The organism is Streptomyces sp. NPDC028298, assembly GCF_055565895.1.
Genome location: NZ_JBVHTL010000007.1, coordinates 234451 through 256853, shown reverse-complemented (window position 1 = coordinate 256853; position 22403 = coordinate 234451). Strand labels below are relative to the sequence as shown.

Below are 22403 nucleotides of genomic sequence, written 5' to 3'. Positions count from 1 at the left end.
GTACTCCTCGGCGGATGAAGCGTGACGCTGCGTTCTTCCGGGCTGTCCATCAGACCAGGCCGATGCGATGGGCCGTGTCCTCGACGTGCTTCATGTGCTGATGGGCCTCGCTTCCCATTGCGGTGATGAGGCCGGCGACCACGGTCTCGATGACAGCGAGGGTCGGAACGAGGCTGTCGTACGGGGAGGGGGTGGCGACCTGGCTGGGAAAGACGACTTCGGCGTGAGATGCGGCCGGCGAGAGCCAGGTGTCGGTGAAGACGATGACCTTGCCCCCGTGCTCCTGGGCCAGCTGTGCGATGGCGAGCTTGTCCTGCTCGTAGCGACGGTAGTCGAAGATCACGAGAACGTCCCGGCGCGTGAGCACGGCCAGCACAGCGGTGCGCTCCACGGCCCGTTCGGGAAGGAAGCGGACGTCCTCGCGCAGCTGCATGAGGTGAAGGCCGAGGTACTGGGCCAGGAGGTTGGTGAAGCGCCCTCCGGCCAGAGTGATGCGCCGTTTGCGGTCGGACAGAAGGGCGATGGCGTGTTCGAGGTCGTGCGGCGGGGTCTCGGCGAGTGTCTGGGTGACGGCGGCGGTGAACAGCTTGCTGCTGCGGGCCATGAGCCCGGCGGCGGAGTCGGCGGAGCCGGCGTCGTCGGTGGCCTCGTACAGGGAGAGGGGAGAGGCGTTGCGGGTTTCGAGCTCGGCGCGCAGGGCCGCCTGGAAGTCCGGGAAGCCGCTGTAGCCGAGGCGATTGACGAAGCGCAGGACGGTGGGGGCGCTGACTGCGGCGCGCTCGGCGAGGGTGGCGATGGTCTCGAAGCCGCTTGAGGGATAACTGGCCGGCAGCACCTTCCATTCACACCAGGAGTGGCCGTTGGTCGGGAACAGCAGATCGGACCTGACGTCTTCCGGCGGGATGTAGAACGTCGGGGGATGGCTGGTCTCGAGTACCCGCAATGCCCGTCGAGTCTCAGCGATTACATGGCCACCGCATTCGACCCGGACGAGGCGGTCGTCCTGTAGTACAGCGGGGGGCCGCGGATAGTCCCATACGGACTCGATTTTGCGATCGATGGGTTCGGTCATGCCGTCTCCTCACCCTCAGCGCACACGCCTTGGTCAGCCAGTTGTCACTTCTTCTCTCCACCCTGGGGTCTCGGATGAGGCGACCCGGGATGGGGCCCCGGGTCGACCTCGACGCCGAGCCGGTGCCGGAGCATCTGTCGCCGTGGGCGGCCGACGCGGACTTCTGGACGTCCCGGACCGCCCAGTGGTGGCGGGCCTGGGAGCGCAGCGGGGAGGTCACGGTGGAGATCGCGGACGCCCTGGAGGACGGCTGGCGGGAGAGGTTGATGTGCAACGGCACCTGCACGGAGTTCGCCGACCCGGAGTGAGCATCCGGCCCGGCCCAGGAGGGCCCGATCGTCGCTGACACGGGGCGTTTGCTCTCCACGACGTGCCCGTCCGCGGGGCGCGCCGACCGGCGGCGTGCGGACGGTCCCGACAGTGCTCGACGCGACAGGCCGGTGACCGGCCCGACGTTCACTCGTTTGACGGATCGGTATTGTCCACGACCCTTCCCGGAAAGCATCCCGCTTCATGCACCTTCGCTCGTTCCGGCCCGCCACCGCCGTCAGGCCCCGGGCGCGGGAGGCCGAATCCGTCCTTGTCGAGCAGTACGGGGACCTGGTCCGCCTGGCACATCTCGTCCTTCCCGCATCGCTCGGCCGACATCGGCGGGTGCTCGCGGCACATTCTCTGGTACAGCGGGCTCTGCCCCATGTGCGGGCAACGCCGGGCCTGCCCATCGTCCCTCGACCGCGCGAGGAAGCGAGCGGCAGGCAGACGGTCCAGCGGTCGCTCCTCGTGGAGGTGCTGCGCGCCGCGCTGGCCCACGGCCGGCGTCCGCGCCTGTGGCCCGCACGGTTCGCTCCATCCGGGGCGCTCGTGCCCCGGATGCCCTTCGTCGTGGGGCTCCGGATGTTCCCGCGGTCGGGCGGGTTGGACGAACTTGACCTGTTCCGGCGCCTTTCGGACGTGTCCGCCGCCGCCCGTGCCGCCTGTCTGCTGCGCGCGGTTCACGGCCTGTCCGACGACGCCGTCCACCACGTGCTCGAATCGGCGGGCGTGGCGGACGCGGCCGCCGCCCTGAGTACCGCCCGGCTGCTCGAGGCGGTCCCCGGCGGGGCGGTCGCCGCGCTGCTGTCCTCGCAGGAGTTCGACGCCTGCGCCCTCCAGGTCGGCCCCACCGATCTGCTGCGCCGCAGCCGACGGACCAGGCTGGGCCTGGGAGTCGCCGCGATCGGCCTCGCGGCGGCCGCGTTGGTGGTGACCGTCGCCGGTGACACGACGCCCGGCCCGTCCGCGCCTGCCGCCGGTGCCGCAGCTGCGCCGGCGAACCTGGTGCGCACCGCGGCGGGAGTGTGGGACAACACGTCACGCGTCGACTTCACCGCGTGGCCGGCCCGTGGTTCGAGGGTGAACGACAGAGAACTGCTGGGCCGGGCCCTGTCCGCCTGGGCGCGTCCGAAGGCCGGGAGCCGTGTCCGGCTCGCTCCCGACACGACCGCCGCCGCGCCGACGAACGCGCCATTCCTGCTGTACGCGGGAGATGTCGCCGACCGCACCGTGGTGCTGCTCCACGACGGCACGCGCCTGGCCCGGTACAGCGAGTCCCTCTCCTCGGCCGGGGACACGGAGCTGAGCGTCGCCCGCACCGACGACGCGGACGTCACGACCGCGGCGGCCGTCGCCCTCGGCTCGGGCAAGGGCTCCACGCGCTATTTGCTGGCCCCTTGGATCGCCGAGGCCGGAACTCGCGACCTGCTGCGCCCCGATGTCCTCGCCCGGCCGTTGCGGGTGTCGAAGGACGGCATCACGGAACCGGTGCCGACGATGCCCGTGGGCCGGGGCTGCGGCAGCCGTCCGGTGCTGCAGCTGCGGTCCTCGGAGCGCATCGCCGAGCACCACACCTTCCTGCTCGCCGGGTTGGGCGACCTGTCCCCGGTCCACCTCACCTACACCCCCCTGCCGGGACGAGGGCGTCCGCACCAGCCCCGTGAGGCCACCGGTTCGGCGGCCCTGGTGGCGTGGGCACACCAGGCTTGCGTGCTCGGGTCGCTCGGCAACACCGGTGTGCGTGCCGTCAACGCGTGGGACTTCGCCGAGCAGCACCTGCCCGACGGCGGCGGTCAGGCCGTATGGACCTGCGCCCGCGCCGACACCTGGCGCGGTCCCGGCGACGTGACGGTGGCCCTGCGGACGAGCAGGGACGCGCCGGACGCGCCGGCCCGGATCGTGGCCCACGCGCGGTCGACCGCGACCTGTAGCCGCTTCGGTCAGCACGTCGTCGCCACCACGGGGTGGCGTTCGCCGCGCGGTCATTGGTACGTGCTGGCAGCCGGCAGCCGGGCCGTGACGGGTCTGTCGGTGAGCGGAGGCGTGTCGGCCTCGAAGGAAGGGCGGACACTCGCGCTGCCCGCGCCCCGCCGGCCGCACGTGAAGGTGGTGGCCCGACTGGCCGCCGGAGCACGACTGGACGCTGTCGGCTCTCCCTGAACGAGTGGACGGGCGCGGTCCGTCCCGTCGCCGGGGCGCGCCCAGTGGTCAGCTGTCGTACTCGTGCACCGCGGGACTGCACAGGAGGCACGGTCGCGCGCTGCATGCGCAATTGCTCACGTTCTCCGGTCGGTGCGAGGCCCCGGGAGCCCGGGAGCCCGGTACTCCGGGGAGGAGGGCTCACGCCGGCGGAAGAAGACCCGGATGCCGCTTCGGCCGCCCTCGGATGCGCGGAAGCCCCCACGCCTGCCCGGCGCTCTGCGAAGACCCCGTCCCGGTTGTCGGGGACGGGGTCTTTTTCGTTGCGGCACGCTCCGCAGGCAGTGTTCCTGAAGGGGCGTGGGCCAGGGATCGATCCGGGATCGGCGCAGGCCCGGTGCGCGCCGCTCAGTTGCGCGGCGGCAGCGCCACAGCCGGCGCAGTTTCGTGAGCGGTAGGTCACCGAGCAGTGCTGAGTGGAGAAGTAGCTCCCTTGCCTCGCCACTCACGTGCCCGTAGCTGTACCCGTCGGCGGAGTGGCCCTTCCGTCGGGCGTCGCTCGCTCAGCTGTTTTCGAGTGGTATGCGCAGGCTGACGGTTCCGCGCAGGTCCAACCAGGCCGTGTCGGGGCCGCGAACCAGCCGAAGCACGACGTGGGCGCAGTCCGGGCAGCGGGCGACCAGCCCCGGCCCGCGGCCGTAGACCCGGAGCCGGGCGACAGGTCCCGCGCTGCCGCAGCCGGTGCAGGTGGCGACCGCCACGGTCAGGTCGACGGCGAACACCTCCGAGAGGGGACCGGCCAGGACGTTGCCGTCCTCGTGAGCGTCGTCGTCGTAGGCGTCGTACGGTGTGTCGATGGGGAGCGTGGTCATGTCAGCCTCCGCTGGGACCGAAGCGTTCGGTGCGGACAAGGCGGGGGGCGTGGCCGAGCCCGACCAGATGATCGGCCGCGTACTCGACGAAGCCGGTGGGCCCGCAGACGTAGACGGTCGGCTCGAAGTCGGGCGGCCACCCGGACGCCACCAGGTCCTCGGCCCGCAGCCGCCCGGGTGGGCGCCGCGAACCCTCGGGGGCGGCGCGCGTGTAGACGTACGCCACGTCCAACCCCGGGTCGGTGTGGCGCAGTTCGTCCTGGTAGAGCCGATCCTCCTGGGTGCGCACCGAGTAGATGAGCCGGAACGGCGACCGGCCGCCGACGGCACGGCGTGCGCGGATCATCGCCATCAGAGGAACGAGTCCGGAGCCGCCGGCGACCAGGAGCACGGGCTCGGTCTGCTCCGGGCGCCACACGAACCAGCCGCCGACCGGCCCGCGCAGCTCCACCGCGTCACCGACACCGAACGCGTCGACGAGGTACGGCGACACCTCCCCGTCCGGGACGCGCTGTACCGTCAGCTCGACCTGTTCCGCGCCCGGCGCGGAGGCGATCGAGTAGCTGCGCTGGGTGCTGTAGCCGTCAGCGGCGGTCAGCCGCACGTCCACGTGCTGGCCGGCGAGGTGTCCGGGCCAGCCGGGGACGTCCAGGAGGAGGGTGCTCGCGGCCGGTGTCTCCGGCCGCCGCTCCGTCAGCGTGGCCGCCCGCCAGCGCAGCCGGTCGCCTAGTCGCCTTGGTACCGCTGTTCGCGCCATGGGTCTCCATAGTCGTGGTAGCCGGCGCTCTCCCAGAACCCCGGTTCGTCGTCCAGGAGGAGCTGGATCCCGCGCACCCACTTCGCCGACTTCCACAGGTACAGGTGCGGCACCAGCAGCCGAGCCGGGCCACCGTGCTCGGGCGGCACGTCCTCGCCGTCATAGCCGTAGGCGATCCATGCCTGGCCGTCCAGCAGGTCCTCCAGGGGCAGGTTCGTGGTGTAGCCGCCGTAGGCATGGACCAGGGCGAATTCGGCGGCCGTCTCGATGTCCGCGAGCAGGAGGTCGAGCGAGACGCCCTGCCAGTGGGTGTCGAACTTGGACCACTTGGTGACGCAGTGCAGATCCACGGTCGGCCGCTCGGAGGCGAGCCCCATCAGGTCCGTCCACGACCAGGTGTGCTCGGCACCGGTCTCGGTGGTCACCGTGAACTGCCAGGAGTCACGGCTGACCCGGGGCGTGGGTCCGGCGGACAGCACGGGGAAGTCGTACGCCTCGTACTGTCCGGGCGGCAGCCGCCCGTCGGATGATCTCGGCCGTCCCCGGAAGCCGGGAGAAAAGGTTGCCACGGTGCCACGCCCTTCCTGCATGCAGGAACGCACTCTGCGATTCTCGCGCGTACGGCCGATTAGCGCACGGTTTGCCCGTAGTCCCCGGCGCGAACGCTTCGCCTGGCAGCCGACTGCCGACGACTGGCTGTTCACCTTGTCCACGTGTCTCCGGGAAATTCCGTGCCCCGCGCGCGGACGCCCTCAGTCGAAGCATGGGAGTCACCCGTGGGCACGATGGACTTCGCGGGCTTTCCTGTAAGGGGCTGGAGGGCCACCGCATGCCATACGACGTCCTCTGAGGCAGGCTGCTCAGCGACAGGGAACCGTCGATGGTCCAGGCCCGTACAGTTCAAGGAACGCTTTGCTACCGGGGGCAGTTCGACCCCGGGGTACTGCTCGGACGTCGTGCCACGATGCGCCGGCCCAACCCCACGTCACCGGGATACCCGCCGCCGCACCCGCACGGGCTCGATGCCCGGACGCGGCGGCGGTCCGGCCCGGCGCAGGCCGCGCAGGCCGCGGATTTCATCGCGGGTCAGCGGGTTGCGCCGCACCTGCAGCACCTGTCGCGAGGACAGGTCGATGAACGACAGTGTTTCGTCGTCGATGCGGATGCCGGCCTGGCGGCCGCCGAGGATCCCCGCCGCCAGCACTTGTCGACCGCCAGGCCCACCGGGCCGCTGTTGTTCACGACCCGGTCCACCTCGAACGCGGCCCCGTCACCGGCAGGCAGCGGCGCCGGGCCGGCCGCGCGTCCACCCTGGGCGGCGGCCAGCCACCCCAGATTCGCCACCGACAGGTGCGAGCGCACGGTGTTGATCCGCGTCCTTGCGATCAGCAGCCAGACGAGAGGCTCCAGCGGAGCCCGGCACGGCATCAGCACTCAGCCTGAGGACGTAAGCCCGGCACGGAATTGCGCGGGAGCCATTTCACGGATCCCTGTCCGCCAGCTACAGGGTGCGGCCGACGGCCAATTCTCTGGGAGCATCAGGTAGCGGTCCCGTCGCGCAGCTGACGGGCGATCCATGCGACGCCGAGTGCTCCAGAAGTTGTGTCCCGTGTCGCAGCACGTTGGTGCATGTTCGCCGACGACGTCGACGATGGAAACAGACCGCCGACGGCCGGATCGCCGTGCTCGGCGGCACCCTGAATGTGACCGAGCGATCCTGACCATACGGACCGCCGCACCATACGGTGCAAGTCGGCTTCCTCTTTCAGTGAGGCGGGTCGGACGGGAGCGTATCGGGGTTGGCACCCTCGGCCTTGGCTGCGTCGGCGAGGGCCGCGGCGGCGGCCTCTTCCGCCTGAGCCTTATCGTTGGCGGCCTGGGCGACCATGTCGTCCGAGGGCTTCTCGCGAGTGGCCGGCGACTGGGGCAGCACCTCACTAAAGGCGCGGGACACGCCCTGGAGCGCGGAGGTGATCTCGCTGGGGATCACCCAGAAATTGTTGCCCGAGCCCTGCGCGAGCTGGGGCAGGGTCTGAAGGTACTGGTAGGCGAGCAGCTTGGGGTCGGGATCGTTGCGATGCACGGCCTGGAACACCTCGTCGATGGCCCGGGACTGGCCCTCGGCCTGGAGGATCGCAGCGGTCCGGTTACCTTCCGCACGCAGCACAGCCGCCTGCTTGTCGCCTTCGGCGGTGAGGATCTGCGACTGGCGCTGCCCCTCGGCCCCGAGAATCGCGGCCCGCTTGTCCCGCTCTGCTCGCATCTGCTTCTGCATGGCGTCCTTGATGGACTGCGGAGGGTCGATGGCCTTGATCTCCACCCGGTTGACCCTCAGCCCCCATTTTCCGGTGGCCTCGTCCAACACACCACGGAGCTGGCTGTTGATGGTGTCCCGTGAGGTGAGCGTCTTCTCCAGGTCCATGGACCCCACGACATTGCGCAAGGTGGTGACGGTGAGCTGCTCGACCGCCTGAAGGAAATTGGCGATCTCGTAGAAAGCCGCGCGTGGGTCGGTCACCTGGAAGTACAGAACGGTGTCGATCTCGACAACCAGATTGTCTTCGGTGATGACAGGCTGCGGTTTGAAGGAAACGACCTGTTCGCGCAGATCGATCATCGGTCGAACGCGGTCGATGTAAGGGATTACGAGGCTGAGGCCGGGACTCAGCGTCCGGTGGTAACGGCCGAGCCGCTCGACGTTGCGAGCGCGCGCCTGGGGCACGATCCGGACCGCCCGCACCACGGTGAAAACCACGATCAGCGCCACGATCAGGCCGCCGATCAACGCCGCCGTTGTTTCCATGGCCTCAGTCCCGGGGGTAGACGATCGCGGTGGCGCCGCTGATCTCCATGACGTCAACAATCTTTCCAGGAGGAATCACCACCGTCTCGTCGTAGGCGCGGGCCGTCCACTCCTCACCACCGATGCGGACCCTGCCACCCAGGCCCGTCACCTCCGAGATGACGAGCGCGCCCCTTCCGATCAGTGCGTCTACGCCGAACCTCGCCGCTTGGGGCCGGAGAACGTGGCGCAGCGCAATGGGACGCACCAACAACACGCTGACCGCAGCCACGACGGTGAACACCAAGAACTGAATCGGCAGTGGAAGTCCGACAGCCGCGGACCCCGCCGTGACCAAAGCGGCCACACTCAGCATTCCGAGCGCAGCGGTGACGGTGAAGATCTCGGCCGCAGCCAACACGGCCGCGGTGATCAACCAGATCAGCCATGGATCCATCGCGAGCCTCTACTGACCGGTGTGACGTAAGGGCCTGACTCTCATCTGCACCCCGATTCGGGACAGCCGGACACCCCTGGCGAAGGAACGCTGCCGAACCATCGGAGGCAGCGTGTGCCCCGGGGAGACTACTTATCCCGTTGTGCCCAATTTTACCCGTAGGAGAAGCCCCGCGAACTCCTCACAGAGGGAGACGTCGACCGCCGCACGCGAGAGATCCAGGGTGTTCGCGCCGCACAGCTGGAGGTCGGAGGTCACGGTTTGGTTCCTCCGTGGGCGTTCAACACGCTTGCGACCCGCAGTCGCTGCATCTGCATTTGCCTCTGACCCGCGGCCCCGCCGGGGGACCGACTGAGCCTGCCAGGGACCGCATCATGGTCTTGGGCTCCTGGCGGCACGCAGCGTCGGCGGCGGTGTAGGCGATGCGGCGGAACATGCCGACCAGGATGATGGGGCCCGCGCACCCGGTGCTCCGAAGCGCCGCCCTCGTTGGTCATTCGCCCGATATGAGGAGATCGAGCAGCTCCCCGCCCGCGTCCTCGTCGCGTCGGGCCAGCATCGCGACGGGGGCCGGGGCCGCTCGGGGCCCGTCGGGGACGAGGGACAGGACCTCGGTGAGTGCGAGGTCGCCGACGTCGTGTTCGTCGTACGACCGCGGGCTGTGGACGAAAGCCAAGGTTGCCGCGGCCAGGACCCCGGTGACGTCGCCGCGGCGGGACCACAGGCCGGTGAGGAGCCGGTCGACGGCCTCTCCCAGTCTGTCGGCGCGACGCAGACCGATCAGCGAACCGAGTGTCGCCCCGCCCAGCTCGGTGAACCCCTCACCGGTGAGCGCGGCGACCACCGCTTCCGCCTCCGTGTCTCCCGGTTGCGGGCTCCCGAAGGGTGGCAGTCCGGCCGTGACGGCGCCGGGTCCGGTGGAGTCGGGGCCGACGGTGAGTGCGGCACGGCAGACGAGCAGGCGCGTGCGCAGAGGGGGATAGGTGTCGGTGCCCGTTCCTGCCGCTTCTCCGGCGGCATTGAGCATGTCGGTGAGCGCCCACACGTACGCTTCTCCGCACGCGAGTGTCGCGCACACGTCGGCGAACGTCTCGCCCAGCCACCCTTCCCAGCGTGCGATGCCCTCCCGCGTGAGCCCGGAACGCTCCGCCAAGCGGGTGCGCAGCGGCTCGGTGAGGGCGAAGTCGTCCTCGACGTGGTGGCCGGTCTCGTGCGCGACGACGAGAAGCGCCGGAAGGTGATGGCCGGCGGACCAGGGGACGCCGATGAGCGGGAACGGCAGGTAGCGGCTCGCCCGACGTCCACCGAGGGTGCGCTGCTTTCCCGCGGGCAGCAGGTCCTCGAAGTCGCTGCCCCGAGGCGTGGCGAAGGGCACCGGGTTCCGGTTCAGGAAGACGAGCGGCGGTTCCTTGAGGGCCGAGCGATCCTGTGCGGCGTTGCGGACAGGGTCGTAGACGGCCCAGGCCAGTTCGTCGGCCGCGTCGAGGAACGTCTTGTAGCGCGGGATGTGGCGGGCGAGCAGCTTGGTGCGGAAGAAGTCCCACAGGTGATGCAGGTCGAGGACGAGTTCGGGCGCGCGCTGTTCATGTTCGGCCGGTGGCAGCTCCTGGAGCCTGCGGAGCGCCCCGGACACGACCCGTACGACACTCTCGATCTGCGATCGGTGCTTTTCGAACGGGCCCTTTTCCCTTGCCGCGCGGACCCAGTCGTCCAGCTCGCCCGTCAGTCCGCCGGTGAGGTGGCGTACCTCGGCCTCGCGACGGGCCCGGTAGCCGGCGTCCTCCGTCGGACGGCCGGTGGCGGGGTCGCCGGTCATGGCGCGGAGGCCGTCTCGGGTTCGGAGATCCTCAGGGCGGCCGGGCTCGCGAACAGCGTGACGCAGGCCGCTTCGAGGATGCCCTCGCCCCAGTCCGCGCCCGCCAGGTCGAGCGGCGTGCCGTTGGACGCGCGGCGCAGTCGCGAGGACAACTGCAACAGGGAGAGGTCTCCCGCGGCGGCCTGTGCCAGGAGCTCTGTCTGACGGCTGCCCGCCTGGGCGACGAGCCCCGTTCCGAGCACCGTCGGCGCGAATCCCGAGGAGAAGAGGGTGGCTGCGAACAAATTGCGGAGCACCACCTGCAGGGGGATGTCCGCGGGCGATCCGGGCAGCGGCGGATCGAGGACGACCATCGGCTGTGTGCCCGGCTCGAACTGCGCCAGCCAGTCCGTGAGCAGGTCCGGTGTGAGGTCCGAGCCACTCGCCGCGCGCGCGAGCCGTTCGCCGTGGCTCAGGCGGGTGGCCGACAGGTCGAAGAAGGGAACCGTGCCCCCCTTCAGACGGAGCGGGGCACGCACATGGACCACGGCGGGCGGAACCTTGAGGGTGGGCAACCCGGCGGACGCCTGGATCACCCGGACGTCGAATCCGTGCATGTGGTAGCCGATGAGGCGAGCGGTGGGGGAGAGGGCCGAGGCGTCGTCCTCGGCCGAGTCGTCACGCAGGACGAGGACCGTCCGGAGACCGGAACGCTTCTGCGTGAGTTCACGCGTCCTCCGTACGAGACTCAAGGCCATGGTCATGGCCTCGAACGCGATGAGCGGCCCGCCCACCGCGACCAGCGCGACTCCGAGTGCGCCCGCGGCGGCCATCTGGGTGCGGGATCCCCAGACACCGTCGGTGGCCAGCTTCCTGTCCGTCTTGTCCGTCGTGCCCGCGTTGAGCGCCGCCTGGACCGCCCGCACGTCGACGATCTCCGCCGCCTGCGGAAGCGTGCGGTAGACGGCCGCCGTGTCGTCCCGGAGCGCGAGTTCCCAGGGGAAGGCGTGCAACCAGGCGTCGTCGGACTGGATCCTGACGGTGTCGACCGGCGGGGCGGCCCGCGCGTGACGCTGCAGGGAGGAGGAGTTGGCGGACACGGCGTTGCGCCAGTCGGCATACAGGGCATGAGCCGTCGGCAGCGGCGTGGAGGTGATCCGGAAGGAGGGGTCCACGTCGTAGACGTCCTCGTGCTCGGACCGGACGAGCTCCACCGAGGGCGCGGAGTCGTCCTCCGGCGGGTACCCCAGGGTCGACGCCATGCGCAGGGCCGCCTGGCCCGTCGACCTGTCCTGGTTCACGAGGGCGATGGACCGCAGGATGTACTGCGTCCACAGAGACGGCCGCTGGACCTTGCTCACGTACTCCGAGGCTTGGTTCAACAAGGCGCGCTTGTCGTCGACTTCGCCCTCCGTGAGCGCGAGCATCCAATGCGCCGTCGCCTTCAGCAGGAGTGATGGCTGTCTGTCGGCCTTGGCGCACAGGGAGCGGCTGAGTCGATGGTCGGGGACGCCGTTGACGCGAACCTGAGCCCGCGCCCAGGCCCATGTCGGGAGCGGATCCCACTTGTCCGCCGAATCAGCGAGACCTCGGTACGCCTGCTCCACCAGTCGGCCCGCCTCCTGGTGGCGCCCCGACACCCGCTCGAACTCCGCCAGTTCGGCCAGCCGAAGACACTGGTCGGCGTCCGTACGGGGCCCGTCGGTCAAAGGGGCGAAGAGCGGCCGGAGCCGGTCGAGTCCGGGTACGGGGTCGCCTTCCGGGGACGAGCAGCCCGCAAGGGATTCGAGTGCGCGCAAACGTGCTTCGGGCGGTTCCATGCCGGCGAGAGCCGCGGCCAGAGCCGGGGCGCGGGAAGGGTCGGCGAGGACGGCCGCCACCCCACCGTCGAGCAGGTCCTTGCGTGAACGCAAGGGGACCTCCAGCAGCGAGGAGTCGGCCACGACGTAACCGCTGCGCGCCATCTCGCGCCACAACAGCGCGGCGGGGACGGCGAATTCACCGGAGGTGTCCACCGTCCGCAGTTGCCCGAGCACGTTGGCCGCCCGGTGGAGATCACCCACCGACCGGGCGAGGAACTGGGCGTAGGCGAGCAACGTCGGTGGATGACCGTCCGGGTGTCCCAGATCGCTCCAGAGGCCCGCTGCCCGTGCGAAGGACCGCTCCGCCTCGTCCACCGCCAGCAAACCCCCCTCGACGACAGCGCGCAGAACAGCGCACTCGGCCAGCCCCTGGTACCGGGTGGAGTCGCGGACGTCGGAGTGGGAGATCTCCTCCGCCCTGTCCAGGGCTTCCAGGGCGCGGATGGAGTGCCACAGCAGGAGGTGTGCTCGCGCCTCGGCCAGACAGGCGTCGACGCGTTCGGTCGGACGCAGGGCGCTCATGTCGAGGTCTCGCAGCGTGCGCAGCGCGGCACTCGGAGCGTACGAGGCGATCTCGGCACCCGCTCGGCGCAGCAGCGCCCGGTTCTGCAAGCGCGTGAAGGGCCGCTCCGTATCGATACGCGAACCGGAGGAGGCCACGTGGTTGTGGAGCGCCACGGCTTCGCCGATGAACCCCTGTGCCTGGAGGTTCGCGGCCAGCTCCAGCGAGATCCGTGCCTCGCTCTCGGCGCCACCACCCCGGGTCCGCGCGGTGTCGATCGCGGCCCGGTAGCTGACTTCGGCCTGCGGATCGCTCGTCCGGGCCTGGATGCGCGAGAGCAACACCTGGAGGTCTTCCCGCAGTTCGTCGCGGACTCCGCCGTCAAGGGCGTTCTGTACGACCTGAGCCGCCCTGTCGAGGTGATCGCGGCCGTAGAGGACCAGCGCCTGCAGATAGGCCTCGCGATCCAGCATGCCGAACGCCCGGTTCGCCGCCCCGCGCAACCTGCGGACGAACGCGAGCCGGCGTTCGACCTCGTTCCAGGCCGGGTCGGACGGGTTGACGGAAGGAACGTTCAGATAGCTGCGCGCGGCGACCGCGGCGATGGCCAGGTGGGCGTCGGCGACGGCTCGGTGGCTGATCAGCAGCCCGCCGTCGAGGCGGAGCCGGGGAAGGCCCTCGTCGAGGTATTCGTCGCCGAGCACCTCTTCGCACAGCTCCAGGATCTGTTCGACCCGACTGCCGTCCATGTTTGCCTTCTGGACGGCATGGGCCCACGTCGTGCCGGCCTGCGGATCTCCGGCCTGGAACCGGTGATACGTCGCCTCCTTCATGTACGTGACCCACTGCTCGGGGTGTGTCCTGCCGAGCTCGTCGAAGTGCGCGATGAAGGCCTGGTGCAACCGCTCGAAGACCTGATGGCCCGAGATCAGAAGACGCATCGGGGCCAGGACGTTCGGATGGAAGATGACGGTGTCGTCGTCGCCCGCGTGCCGTGAGACCCACGCCGAGGTGCCGGCGTAGTCGAGCAGCCGCTGCCAGGCGCGGTCCATCTCCTCGTCGGTGGGCTCGGCCGCAGCGAAGGGGAAGACGGCGTCGCTGCCCCGGAGGTGGTGGTCGTCGTGACGCGGGTCGTCCGCGTCGGAACGGTCCGTCATGCCCTGGGCCAGCCAGGGGCGCATCACCGTGAACACGTCCTGCCGGCGCAGACGCCGGGGGATCACCCCGTAGCGCAGCAGCCAGCGCACCGCCGGATCGTCGATGCGCTGCACCACTCGCTCGATCAGGTAGCGCACCAGTGGTTCCTGGCAGGCCTTGAGCTCCGCGGCGTCGATGGTGGGGTCCTGCTCGATGAGATCGGCGAACAGGGCGAGCGTGAACGGAAGCCCCTTGGACTTGCGCGCGGCGACCCGCAGCAGGGCGCTGTTCGTGATGCCGCGGAGCCCCGCGAGATAGGCGTGCGACTGGGCCGCGGTGAACTTGCGCACCTGGATGTGCTGAACCTCCTTGCGCCGGAAGGCCCTGAGCGCCTGCGGCAGATGCTGCCTGAGGTTGTAGCGGCCGGCGAGGACGAGCCGCAGGTCCGGGCAGAGCCTGACGAGCCGGCCGAGCATCCGCAGCGTCCGCTCCGTCTCACCGTGGCCGTGCAGCAGGAGTTCCTCCAGCGTGTCGACCACCAGGACCACCGGATGACCGGGACGCGCCCGGTTGAGGCGTTCGGCGAAGGTCTGCAGGACCTCCTCCTGCACCGCTTCGGCGTCGAGGGTGTCGATGTGGGCGGCGGTCTCCTGCGCGGGCGCGGAGGAATGACGGCTGAGAAGAATCTTGTACGCGGAATAGGCGTCGAGCCGCTCGAAGGCCCGGCCGGGAAGCCTGCGTTCGAACTGCTCCGCGATCTCCAGGAGCAGGAGCCATGGATGCCGGCCGACCGCGTGGGTGTTGACGACGTCGAAATCGATCCGGGCGCACAGGACGTCCCGCTCCTTCGGCACGCAGAAGCGGGCCACCAGCCACCGGAGCTGCATGGTCTTCCCCGCGCCTCCCGGCGCGTACATCTGCCACACCCGCCGCTCTCCGGCCAGGAGGCGTTCGGCGTCATCGACCAGTCCGGCGGGCTGGAGGAACTGGGCGGAACGCGAGTAGTCGGCGGCCCAGTAGTCGCGGGCGCGCACGTATCCGGCACAGTCCAGGCGCAGTCGGTCGATCACGGCGTCGGTGAAGGAGAGTCGGTCGGGGTCGCCGAGCGCCTCCACCAGGTCCTTGCACGCGGCGAAGTCCCGGCGGGCGTCCGCCGCGTCGAACCGTTCGCGGAAGAGCGCGAGGGCGTTCTTCGGCTGCGCCAGCAGGAGATGCCGTACCTCCTCAGCGTGGTTGCGGGATGCCCGGTGTACGCCGGCGATCCGGAGTTCCAGTGCGAGGAGGCCGTCGGGAAGCGTCTCGGCGGGCGACTCCCGCGCCCATTCGACGAAGTAGGCGCTTCGGTTCGCCCCCGACAGGGCGAACCGGCCGGGCTCGGAGCCGACGGGTTCCACGGCGTGAGCGCGGACCAGCTCCTCCAGCCCCGGACTGGCCGGTTCCTCGGCGAGGGCGTGCGGATGCAGTACGTCTTCGAAGAGGGCCGCGTCGAAGGTGCGGGCGACGGCGCAGGCCCGCAGGACGGTTGTCCAGTGCGCCGGACGCAGCGAGCGGCTGATGGTCTCCAGACTCTCCCCGGCGGCGAGGCGGCGGGTGATCTCCCCGAGGACGTCGGTCATCGCCCTGCCTCCTGAAGGTGTGCCGCCCCCCATTGGGGCACGATCCCCACCAGTTGCGCGAAGAGTTCCACGTTGAAGTGCTGCCCGAGGTTCTGGTGAAGCGCCTCCAGCAGGTTGACGACCGCTTCGTCCGGCTGGACGCGCAGGCGGCTCTCGTAGAGCCGTGCGAGCCGCATGAACTGTGCGCTGTCGAAGTCCCCCACGCGGACCCGCGTGATCATGTGGGAGTCGGACTCCGGCAGCGCCCCGCCCACCCAGGAGTCCGGGGCGACGAGAATCAGCCGCAGCGGTGGCGCCTGTCCGTAGGCGACGGGACGGACCAGGGACTTGTAGAGCACCTGCGTGAAGGCGCCCTGCAGGACGCTCTCGGCGTGGTCGAGGGCCATGACGAGGGGCCGTCCGTCGCTCGCCTTCTGCAGAGCGTGCAGGAACTCGCCGACGATGCGTTCCTTGCGCCCGTCACGGGGGTCACCGATCTCGTCGTTGAAGCGCCGTCCTTCGTCGTCGGCCGGTTCCAGGGTGCCGTTCGGCAGGACGGGTGCCTCGACGAGGTGATTGACGACCGCGTTGAACTCACCGAAGGCCTGTGTCGGCAAGGGGCACAACTGCTCGGGAGAGGTGGCCTCCTGTCGTATCAGCCGCAGGGTCGTGAGCCAGTCCTTGTGCCGTGGGTACGCGTCCACGTCGCCGGCCCGGGTCGAAGCGGCCAACTGTGCGGCCAAGTTGACCGAGACCACGCGGTGTCCGCGCAGGAACCAGGTGATCAGGCACCAGTTGGTCAGCCAACTCTTCCCCGTCCTGGCGAAGTTGGCCTGTGAATGACCGCTGATCACCAGCACCGGACGGTCGGCCGCGTCCGCCGCCTGCACCGGATCGTCGAGAGCCCACCAGGCCTGGCGCCGCTCGTCGGTGCGTCCCACGAACCGCCCGAGATCCACGTACTGCTTGTAGCGCAGAATGTCCTGCACCGAGGCCGTGGGCGGGGGCGCGAAGGTGATCGGCAGCACTGACCGTGGGTCTTCGCAGGTCAGCAGGACGGGCAGGGCCCACGCCCCGCTCTTGGGTGCCCGCCTGGCCAGTTCGGAGCGCGCGGCGGCGACCGCCGTGTCGACGGGCTGGTCGGCGCCCAGATTCTCGTAGAACGTGCGGGACAGGGTGACGGCGCAGTCCGAGGCGATGTCGTCCTGCATCGACACCACCGCCCTTGACCCCGCGTCCAGGAAGGCCTGGGTCATCCCGCCGATCCAGTCCGCCGGATCGGCCCTGCCTGAATGGCAGGCGTTGAGGACCACCAGCAGGGGCTTCCACACCGTGAGGTCGGCGACGGCCCCGGCTTCCAGTTCCCAGGTCGCGGGCGCGGGCCCCGGGTGTCGCGTCTCGGCCGGGGTGAAGACGAGCACGGGACTGCCCCGGCCAGGGCGAGGCATGCCGTGCCCGATGTAGTGCACGACGTGCGGCCGCAGCCTGTCCACGCGCTCCGCGAGCACGGCGGCGTCCGCGGGGACGTCGAGGACCTCGAGGTAGGTGCGTCCGGGCGAACGCTCCAAGGCGCCGGAAATCGCGGCGAGTTCTTGTTCCGCGAGCAGCCGTTCGTCCTGAGGTGGCGTGCAGATGACCACCAGGACGCGCAGCGGACCGAGTTGTGAGGACGGGTCGTCGGCCCGTAAGCCGACGGCGCAGCCGCGTCTCCACAGGGTTTCGGGGTGCCGCCACAGCCACCGTCCCCGGTGGCGCAGCAACTCCCAGGGAAGCGAGCGTAGTTCGGGAGGCTCTACCTCCAGGCACACTCGTCGCGGTGCCGCCTGCGAGGCCGTCGCCGACAGCCATTCCTCGGCGAGAGCCCCGCCGAGCAGTGCCGTGTACAGGCACTCGCCGGCGTGTTCGCGGTCCTCCTCACCGGCTCCGCGCTCGAAGGCCTTCGCGAGTGCCCCCGGATCCTCCAGCGGTCCGAGCTCGGCCGACACCGTGGGGCGGCCCTGTGCCGACAGTTGGACCACGTGTCCGGGCGAGCCGTCGGCTGGTGTGGTGATGCGCAGTTCTGTGTCGCCCGCGCCGGCCTCGGTGTGTGTGCCGCTTGCCATCGAGATCCTCGCGAAGTGCTTATGCCGTCGTGAAGCCGAGCGTGGGCTGCTCGGTGGGGGACACGTCCTCCAGGACCGCGCCCGGGTCGTCCTGCGCTTCCTCCAGGAGCACCGGCGGGACGGGCACGGGAGCGGCGCCGCGTCCTGGTTGACGCGGGCCGTAGTCCTTCATCACCTTGCCGAACCAGGCCTTGCGCAGCCGGACCACCTGGAAGAAGGGGGTGAGCTCGCTGCCCAGCCATTCCAGGCCGAGCGCGTGGCGGCCCTCGATCGACGCGCTCCCGGCGAGATCGGCGAGCACGGGCTGAACCGGCCCGGCGCCGGCCTTCACCCGCAGCTCCGCGAACGCTCCGTTCTCCGTGGAGGTCAGCACCGTCCCGGAGGTGGCCTCGATGACGCCGGTGACGGCGAGCAGCGAGTCGTCCCAGTCGTCCCAGCCACGGCTCACCAGAGCGGAGGCCAGCGCGCGTGTGTCGGCGACCGTGGTCTCGGTCAGCCCGTCGTAGACGACGAAGGCCGTGTCGCCCTTCGCGAACCCGATGCGGGCGCCGGCGTCGGCGGCGGCCAGCGAGGCGAAGCCGTCCGTGGCGGACCCCGAAACCTTCAGCGCCACCGAGACGGAGCCGTGCGCGTCATGCTTGTAGATGTTCTCGGGCGTGCCGGGGCGCGGATCGAAGGCGACGCCCCGGTCGGCGAGGGTGCCGGCGGTCCGGACCCGGTCGTCCGCGTTGTGCAGGACGTCGCCCAGCGCGACGCGTTGTGACAACGGCCAGGCCACCCACCAGCCCTTCCACACGTCGTCGACGGCGTCGCGGTACAGCGTGTAGTTGTCCTTCATGTCGTCTCGTCCCCCGATACCGGCACTTGTGCTTGGCAGGTTACGCGCGGCCGCATCTGCTGGAGGCAATTCCCCCTAGATCCGGCGCAGTTGCGAGGTGTGAGGTATACGCGGACCACCTGCCGGAGCATGCCGTTCCCGGCGGAGCCGTGCGACTCGTCGGCCGCCGGGAGAACCGCACGAGCGGTGTCGCCCGGTCGCGCTCGCCGCCATCCGAAGTCCCGGCGCCTGTAGTCGAGTTGACGGGGGGCGCCGGGGGCGGTCCGCACGCCGCTCGTTAGCATTCCTTCGCATGATGCGACGGGGGTGGCGGCTGGGTGCCGTGGCGGTGTTGGCGGCGGTCTGTGTCTCAGGTCCGAGAGGGCCGGCGGTCATCCGTACGGCGTCGGACCTCGGGCCTCTCCCGGCCGACCGCTACGACTACACGCCGCAGGACTATCAACGATCGCAGCGGGCAACGGCGTTGCTGGTCCGGCAATGCATGGCCGGGCACGGGCACCCGGACTTCCCGCTCGACCCCCGATTCCCCAGCGACCCCATAGCCATGACGGCGGTCAGCACCGATTACGGCGTCCTGGACCTGGCCGCCGCCCGCCGCTGGGGCTACGGCTGGGATCCGGCGAAGTTCCAGGACGCCCAGCCCAAGGGCCGCCGGATGACCAACGCCGAGTACGCGGACGTCCCCGCCTGCAACGCCGAAGCGAACCAGCGGCTGATGCGTGGCATCGACCTCAAGCGGGACTGGCTCTACGCGACCACACGGGCGATCGAGATCGGCAAGGCGGTGAAACGCGACCCACGCCTCCGAGCGGCCTGGGAGACGTGGTCGCGCTGTGTGGCGGAACAAGGGTTCCCTCGCTATCGAGACCCCGTCGCGGCGTACACGGACGCCGCCTGGCGGCGGAACAGCGACGGGAACACCCGGCATACGCGGCGGGAGCGGGCCGCCGCGGTCGCGGACGTCACCTGCAAGCGCCGCCACCACACGGCCGAACTCTGGCACACCGTACGGGCGCGCGAGCAGGCCGCGGACATCGCGCGGCACCGTGACCGCTACGCCGCGGGACTGCGGGCCCTGCGGACGTACCGGGCCACCGTCACGGACGTGCTCCGGAAGCTCGGTTAGTGTCCCGCGCCGGAGTGGCCTTGTCTCATCGGTAGGTCCCGCCGCCGACCGGGCGCGTTCGTCTTCGGGTTCGACTCCGTCGGCCGGGTTCGTTGGCGGGGGCCGAACGTGTCGGCCGGCGGGTTCGTCAGCGAGGGCCGAACGTGTCGGCCGTGTTCGTCGTCGGGGCTCGCTTCTGCCCCCGCCGTTGCGATCGTCGCGTCACCCCTTCATGGGCGACGCGGCCCAGCACCCGCCGGATTCCGCGCGGGCCGCGGAATCCGGCGACCGGACCTCCCTCGGTTCGGTCGGGGCAGGCCGGGGCGGCCTTCCTATCCGGCCCGGCAGCTCAGGACCGGCGTACCGGCTCCACCCGGCGCCGCACTGAACCCGAAGCCGGTCGAGGCACCGGCCGCGATCGCGCCGTTGTGGGTGGCGTTGTTCGCGGTCACCGTTTTGCCCACCTGGCTGTAGGAGGCGTTCCACATCCCGGAGACGGTCTGGCTGCCCGCCCAATCCCAGGTGACCTGCCACGACTTGGTCGTCGAGGAGCCCGTGTTGGTGACGGTGACGTCGGCGTTGAATCCACTGCCCCAGTCGCTGCTCACCTTGTAGGTGGCCTTGCAGCCACTGGAGCCGCCCCCGGTTCCGGTGGTCGTGGCGGTGACCGACGCCGACGCCGGAGAGGTGTTGCCGGCGGCGTCGCGGGCCCGCACGGTGTAGTCGTACGAGGTCCCCGCGCCGAGGCCCGTGTCGGTGAAGGACGTGCCGGTGACCTGGCCCGCCTTGGTGGCGCCGCGGTAGACGTCGTAGCCGGTCACCGCGGTGTCGTCGGTGGACGCCTTCCACGACAGGGACACACTCGACGCGGTGGTACCGGTCACGGTCAGTCCGGTCGGTGTCGAGGGCGCGGTCGTGTCTCCGCCGCCCCCGCCCCCGCCTCCGGAGAAGCCCGGAGCCTTGATGGCGGCGAGATAGCCGTCCTTGACGGTGTCCACGGTCTGCCAGTCGTCCTTGAGGATGCCTCCCGTGTCGCCGGAGTTCGGATTCCACGACCAGAAGGTCCAGTTGAAGCTGTCGGCCCCGTACGTGCTCGTGGGCCGCAGGTAGTCGACCAGCGCCGCGAGCCACTTCTGGTCGACCGTCGACTGCAGGGTGGTGCCGAACTCACCCAGCCAGACCGGGGCGATGTTCTGCTTGAAGATGTAGCCCCAGTACTTGTCCCAGACGGCCGGCATGTTCGCCGGGAACGAAGGGTCGCTGAACCAGGGCTGCTGAGCGACGCTGGTCGCGTAGTCGTGCGCCGAGTAGACCAGGCGGTTGGCGACGTCCAGCCGCACCGGCGCGGACGCGACCCCGGCGAGATTGCCGCCCCACCAGGTGCTCTGCCCGTTCACCGTCTGGACGCCCTCGACGAAGATCAGCAGGCTGGGGTTGACGGACAGGACCGCGTTCCCGGCCCGTTCGGCGGCGAGGCGCCAGTCGGTGCTCGTGTCCCCGCATCCCCAACAGGCCGGATCATGCGGCTCGTTGTGCAGGTCGATGCCGACCACGGCGGTGTTGCCCTGGTACCGCGCCGCCAGGGCCTTCAGGTTGGTGATCCAGGTCGTCTCGGGGACGGCGGCGGTGTACCAGAGCGCCGACTGCGCCGAGGAGTCGGGCCGATGGCGGTCGAGTACGACCTTGAGTCCCGTCGTGCCCGCGTAGCCGACGATCTTGTCCATCACCTGGAGCGAGTTGAGCCCCTGGAGGTCGGCGTTCAGGCCGTTGGCGTAGCTGATGCCGTTGGGCTGGGTGCCCTTGAAGATGTCGTCGCTGTAGGGCAGCCGGATGGTGTTGTAGCCCAGGCTCTTCATCTGGTCGATCATCGACTTGTAGTCGCGCGACCAGAGGCCGTGCGCCACGTAGTTCGACGTCTCGAACCCGAACCAGTTGATGCCCGCCATGCGCACCGGCTGGTTCTGCGCGTCGAGGAGCCGGCGGCCCTCGGTGTGCCAGTATCCGGCTCCGGACACTGCTGCCGCTGCCGATGGGGCGGCAGCGGCATGCGCCGGTACCGCCACCGTGAACGGAACGAAGGCCGCGAGGGCCGCGGTGAGGAACGCGACCAGGGCACGCCTGACGCGGAATGAGGGTGGGTGACGCATGGTGGGGGTCCTCTCCGGGTGGGAGCGCTCCCATTTGCGGGCGCGCGTCTCCGGGCGGGCAGGCGGATGGGCATCCGGCATGGCGGCTCCCGCGGACCGGCAGGAGTGTCCCGCTCCCGACGGCCGGCTCGTCCAAGCCGGACTGCGCACATGGAAGCCACTAAGCGTGTCCGCGTCAATACCCCGCGCTGTGATCGCCTCCGCGGGGGAGATGTCGGCCACGGGTGTGCTCGGTTTCGGCCACGCCCTCGCCGTCCGGGGCGGGGGAGGGGGCGTCCGCCGCCGTGCCACTGCGGGCGTGGAGGGGGTGCGCCGCCTCGACGTCCCGGGCGTGGAGCGCGTGCCGCGGCCTCGCCTTCCCGGGTGTGGAGGGTGTGCGCCGCCGTGCCGGCTCGGGCGTGGAGGGTACGCGCTGCCGTGCCGGCTCGGGCGTGGAGCGCGTGCCGCCGCCTCGCCGTCCCGGCCGAGGAGGGTGCGCCGCCCCCCTGCGGGTGGTGCGCAAACTCCGTCGGAGGCCTCTCGGGTGGCCGTTGCGTCGACGTCTCTCGTGCCCTTACGTCGCCGCGTACCCCTCGGCCTGGCGTGCGCCGCGTCGTCGCGGGCGAGGCCACGCAGGGCGGCGCCCGTCCGACGGGCCGTCAAGAACGCACTCTTTGCACGGGTGTTGACAGCGGGAGTCGAAGCACTGCACCTTGGGAGCGCTCCCACGTTCAGTGTCCCAGCCGCACCGCCACCTGAACGACCAGCCACCGTCCGCGCACCACGACGAGAAGCGCCGGCCCCATGTCCGGACGAAGACGTCGCGGCGCGCCCATGCTCGGTGGCGCCCTACCGCTCCACCCTTGCGCGACGCACACAGTCGCACCTTCGTCATGCCCGCACGCAACGCCTGTCCGGCGGACGTCCGCCGGGTGTGCCAGGGACGCGGC

The 22403-nt window shown here is 70.4% G+C and carries 14 protein-coding genes and 1 pseudogene; 3 read left to right on the top strand and 12 right to left on the bottom strand.

The window, feature by feature from the left end:
• Positions 1-49 precede the first annotated feature (49 nt).
• Positions 50-1072 (bottom strand): SIS domain-containing protein, encoded by a 1023-nt coding sequence (locus ACZ4TO_RS29425; protein ID WP_468025703.1) that lies wholly within the window; start codon positions 1070-1072, stop codon positions 50-52.
• Between the two features lie 74 nt (positions 1073-1146).
• Between ACZ4TO_RS29425 and ACZ4TO_RS29420 the strand changes: the two genes are divergently transcribed.
• Both ACZ4TO_RS29420 and ACZ4TO_RS29415 read left to right on the top strand, forming a co-directional pair.
• Positions 1147-1380, top strand: a complete 234-nt coding sequence (locus tag ACZ4TO_RS29420; RefSeq protein WP_468025702.1) for a hypothetical protein — start codon at positions 1147-1149, stop codon at positions 1378-1380.
• Between the two features lie 205 nt (positions 1381-1585).
• The gene (locus tag ACZ4TO_RS29415) at positions 1586-3544 is read left to right on the top strand and encodes a hypothetical protein (RefSeq protein WP_468025701.1); all 1959 of its coding nucleotides are present in this window, start codon (positions 1586-1588) and stop codon (positions 3542-3544) included.
• A gap of 542 nt (positions 3545-4086) precedes the next feature.
• Here the strand turns inward: ACZ4TO_RS29415 and ACZ4TO_RS29410 are convergent.
• The 10 genes and pseudogenes from ACZ4TO_RS29410 to ACZ4TO_RS29365 all read right to left on the bottom strand — a co-directional run bounded on the left by ACZ4TO_RS29410 (position 4087) and on the right by ACZ4TO_RS29365 (position 18222).
• Positions 4087-4395, bottom strand: coding sequence for a DUF6510 family protein (locus ACZ4TO_RS29410; protein ID WP_468025700.1), 309 nt, complete (start codon positions 4393-4395; stop codon positions 4087-4089).
• 1 nt (position 4396) lies between these two features.
• Positions 4397-5152, bottom strand: coding sequence for a ferredoxin reductase (locus ACZ4TO_RS29405; RefSeq protein WP_468025699.1), 756 nt, complete (start codon positions 5150-5152; stop codon positions 4397-4399).
• Positions 5122-5721, bottom strand: a complete 600-nt coding sequence (locus tag ACZ4TO_RS29400; protein ID WP_468025698.1) for a sulfite oxidase-like oxidoreductase — start codon at positions 5719-5721, stop codon at positions 5122-5124. Before ACZ4TO_RS29400 ends, ACZ4TO_RS29405 begins: the two co-directional genes overlap by 31 nt.
• Positions 5722-6143: 422 nt before the next feature.
• Positions 6144-6544: pseudogene (locus tag ACZ4TO_RS29395) on the bottom strand (IS481 family transposase); the annotation flags it as partial.
• A gap of 373 nt (positions 6545-6917) precedes the next feature.
• The gene (locus ACZ4TO_RS29390) at positions 6918-7955 is read right to left on the bottom strand and encodes an SPFH domain-containing protein (RefSeq protein ID WP_468025697.1); all 1038 of its coding nucleotides are present in this window, start codon (positions 7953-7955) and stop codon (positions 6918-6920) included.
• Positions 7956-7959: 4 nt separating this feature from the next.
• On the bottom strand, positions 7960-8391 hold the full coding sequence (locus ACZ4TO_RS29385; RefSeq protein ID WP_468025696.1) for an NfeD family protein: 432 nt from the start codon (positions 8389-8391) through the stop codon (positions 7960-7962).
• A gap of 493 nt (positions 8392-8884) precedes the next feature.
• The gene (locus ACZ4TO_RS29380; protein ID WP_468025695.1) at positions 8885-10207 is read right to left on the bottom strand and encodes a hypothetical protein; all 1323 of its coding nucleotides are present in this window, start codon (positions 10205-10207) and stop codon (positions 8885-8887) included.
• Entirely contained in the window at positions 10204-15303 is a 5100-nt protein-coding gene (locus ACZ4TO_RS29375) for a hypothetical protein (RefSeq protein WP_468025694.1), read from the bottom strand. The genes ACZ4TO_RS29380 and ACZ4TO_RS29375 overlap by 4 nt, the downstream gene beginning before the upstream one ends.
• On the bottom strand, positions 15300-17384 hold the full coding sequence (locus ACZ4TO_RS29370) for a CHAT domain-containing protein (RefSeq protein ID WP_468025693.1): 2085 nt from the start codon (positions 17382-17384) through the stop codon (positions 15300-15302). Before ACZ4TO_RS29370 ends, ACZ4TO_RS29375 begins: the two co-directional genes overlap by 4 nt.
• Before the next feature lie 19 nt (positions 17385-17403).
• The gene (locus tag ACZ4TO_RS29365) at positions 17404-18222 is read right to left on the bottom strand and encodes a hypothetical protein (protein ID WP_468025692.1); all 819 of its coding nucleotides are present in this window, start codon (positions 18220-18222) and stop codon (positions 17404-17406) included.
• Positions 18223-18514: 292 nt separating this feature from the next.
• Between ACZ4TO_RS29365 and ACZ4TO_RS29360 the strand changes: the two genes are divergently transcribed.
• Positions 18515-19348, top strand: coding sequence for a hypothetical protein (locus tag ACZ4TO_RS29360; RefSeq protein WP_468025691.1), 834 nt, complete (start codon positions 18515-18517; stop codon positions 19346-19348).
• Between the two features lie 311 nt (positions 19349-19659).
• Here the strand turns inward: ACZ4TO_RS29360 and ACZ4TO_RS29355 are convergent, their stop codons facing one another.
• Positions 19660-21474, bottom strand: coding sequence for a cellulase family glycosylhydrolase (locus ACZ4TO_RS29355; protein ID WP_468025690.1), 1815 nt, complete (start codon positions 21472-21474; stop codon positions 19660-19662).
• Between the last annotated feature and the right edge of the window lie 929 nt (positions 21475-22403).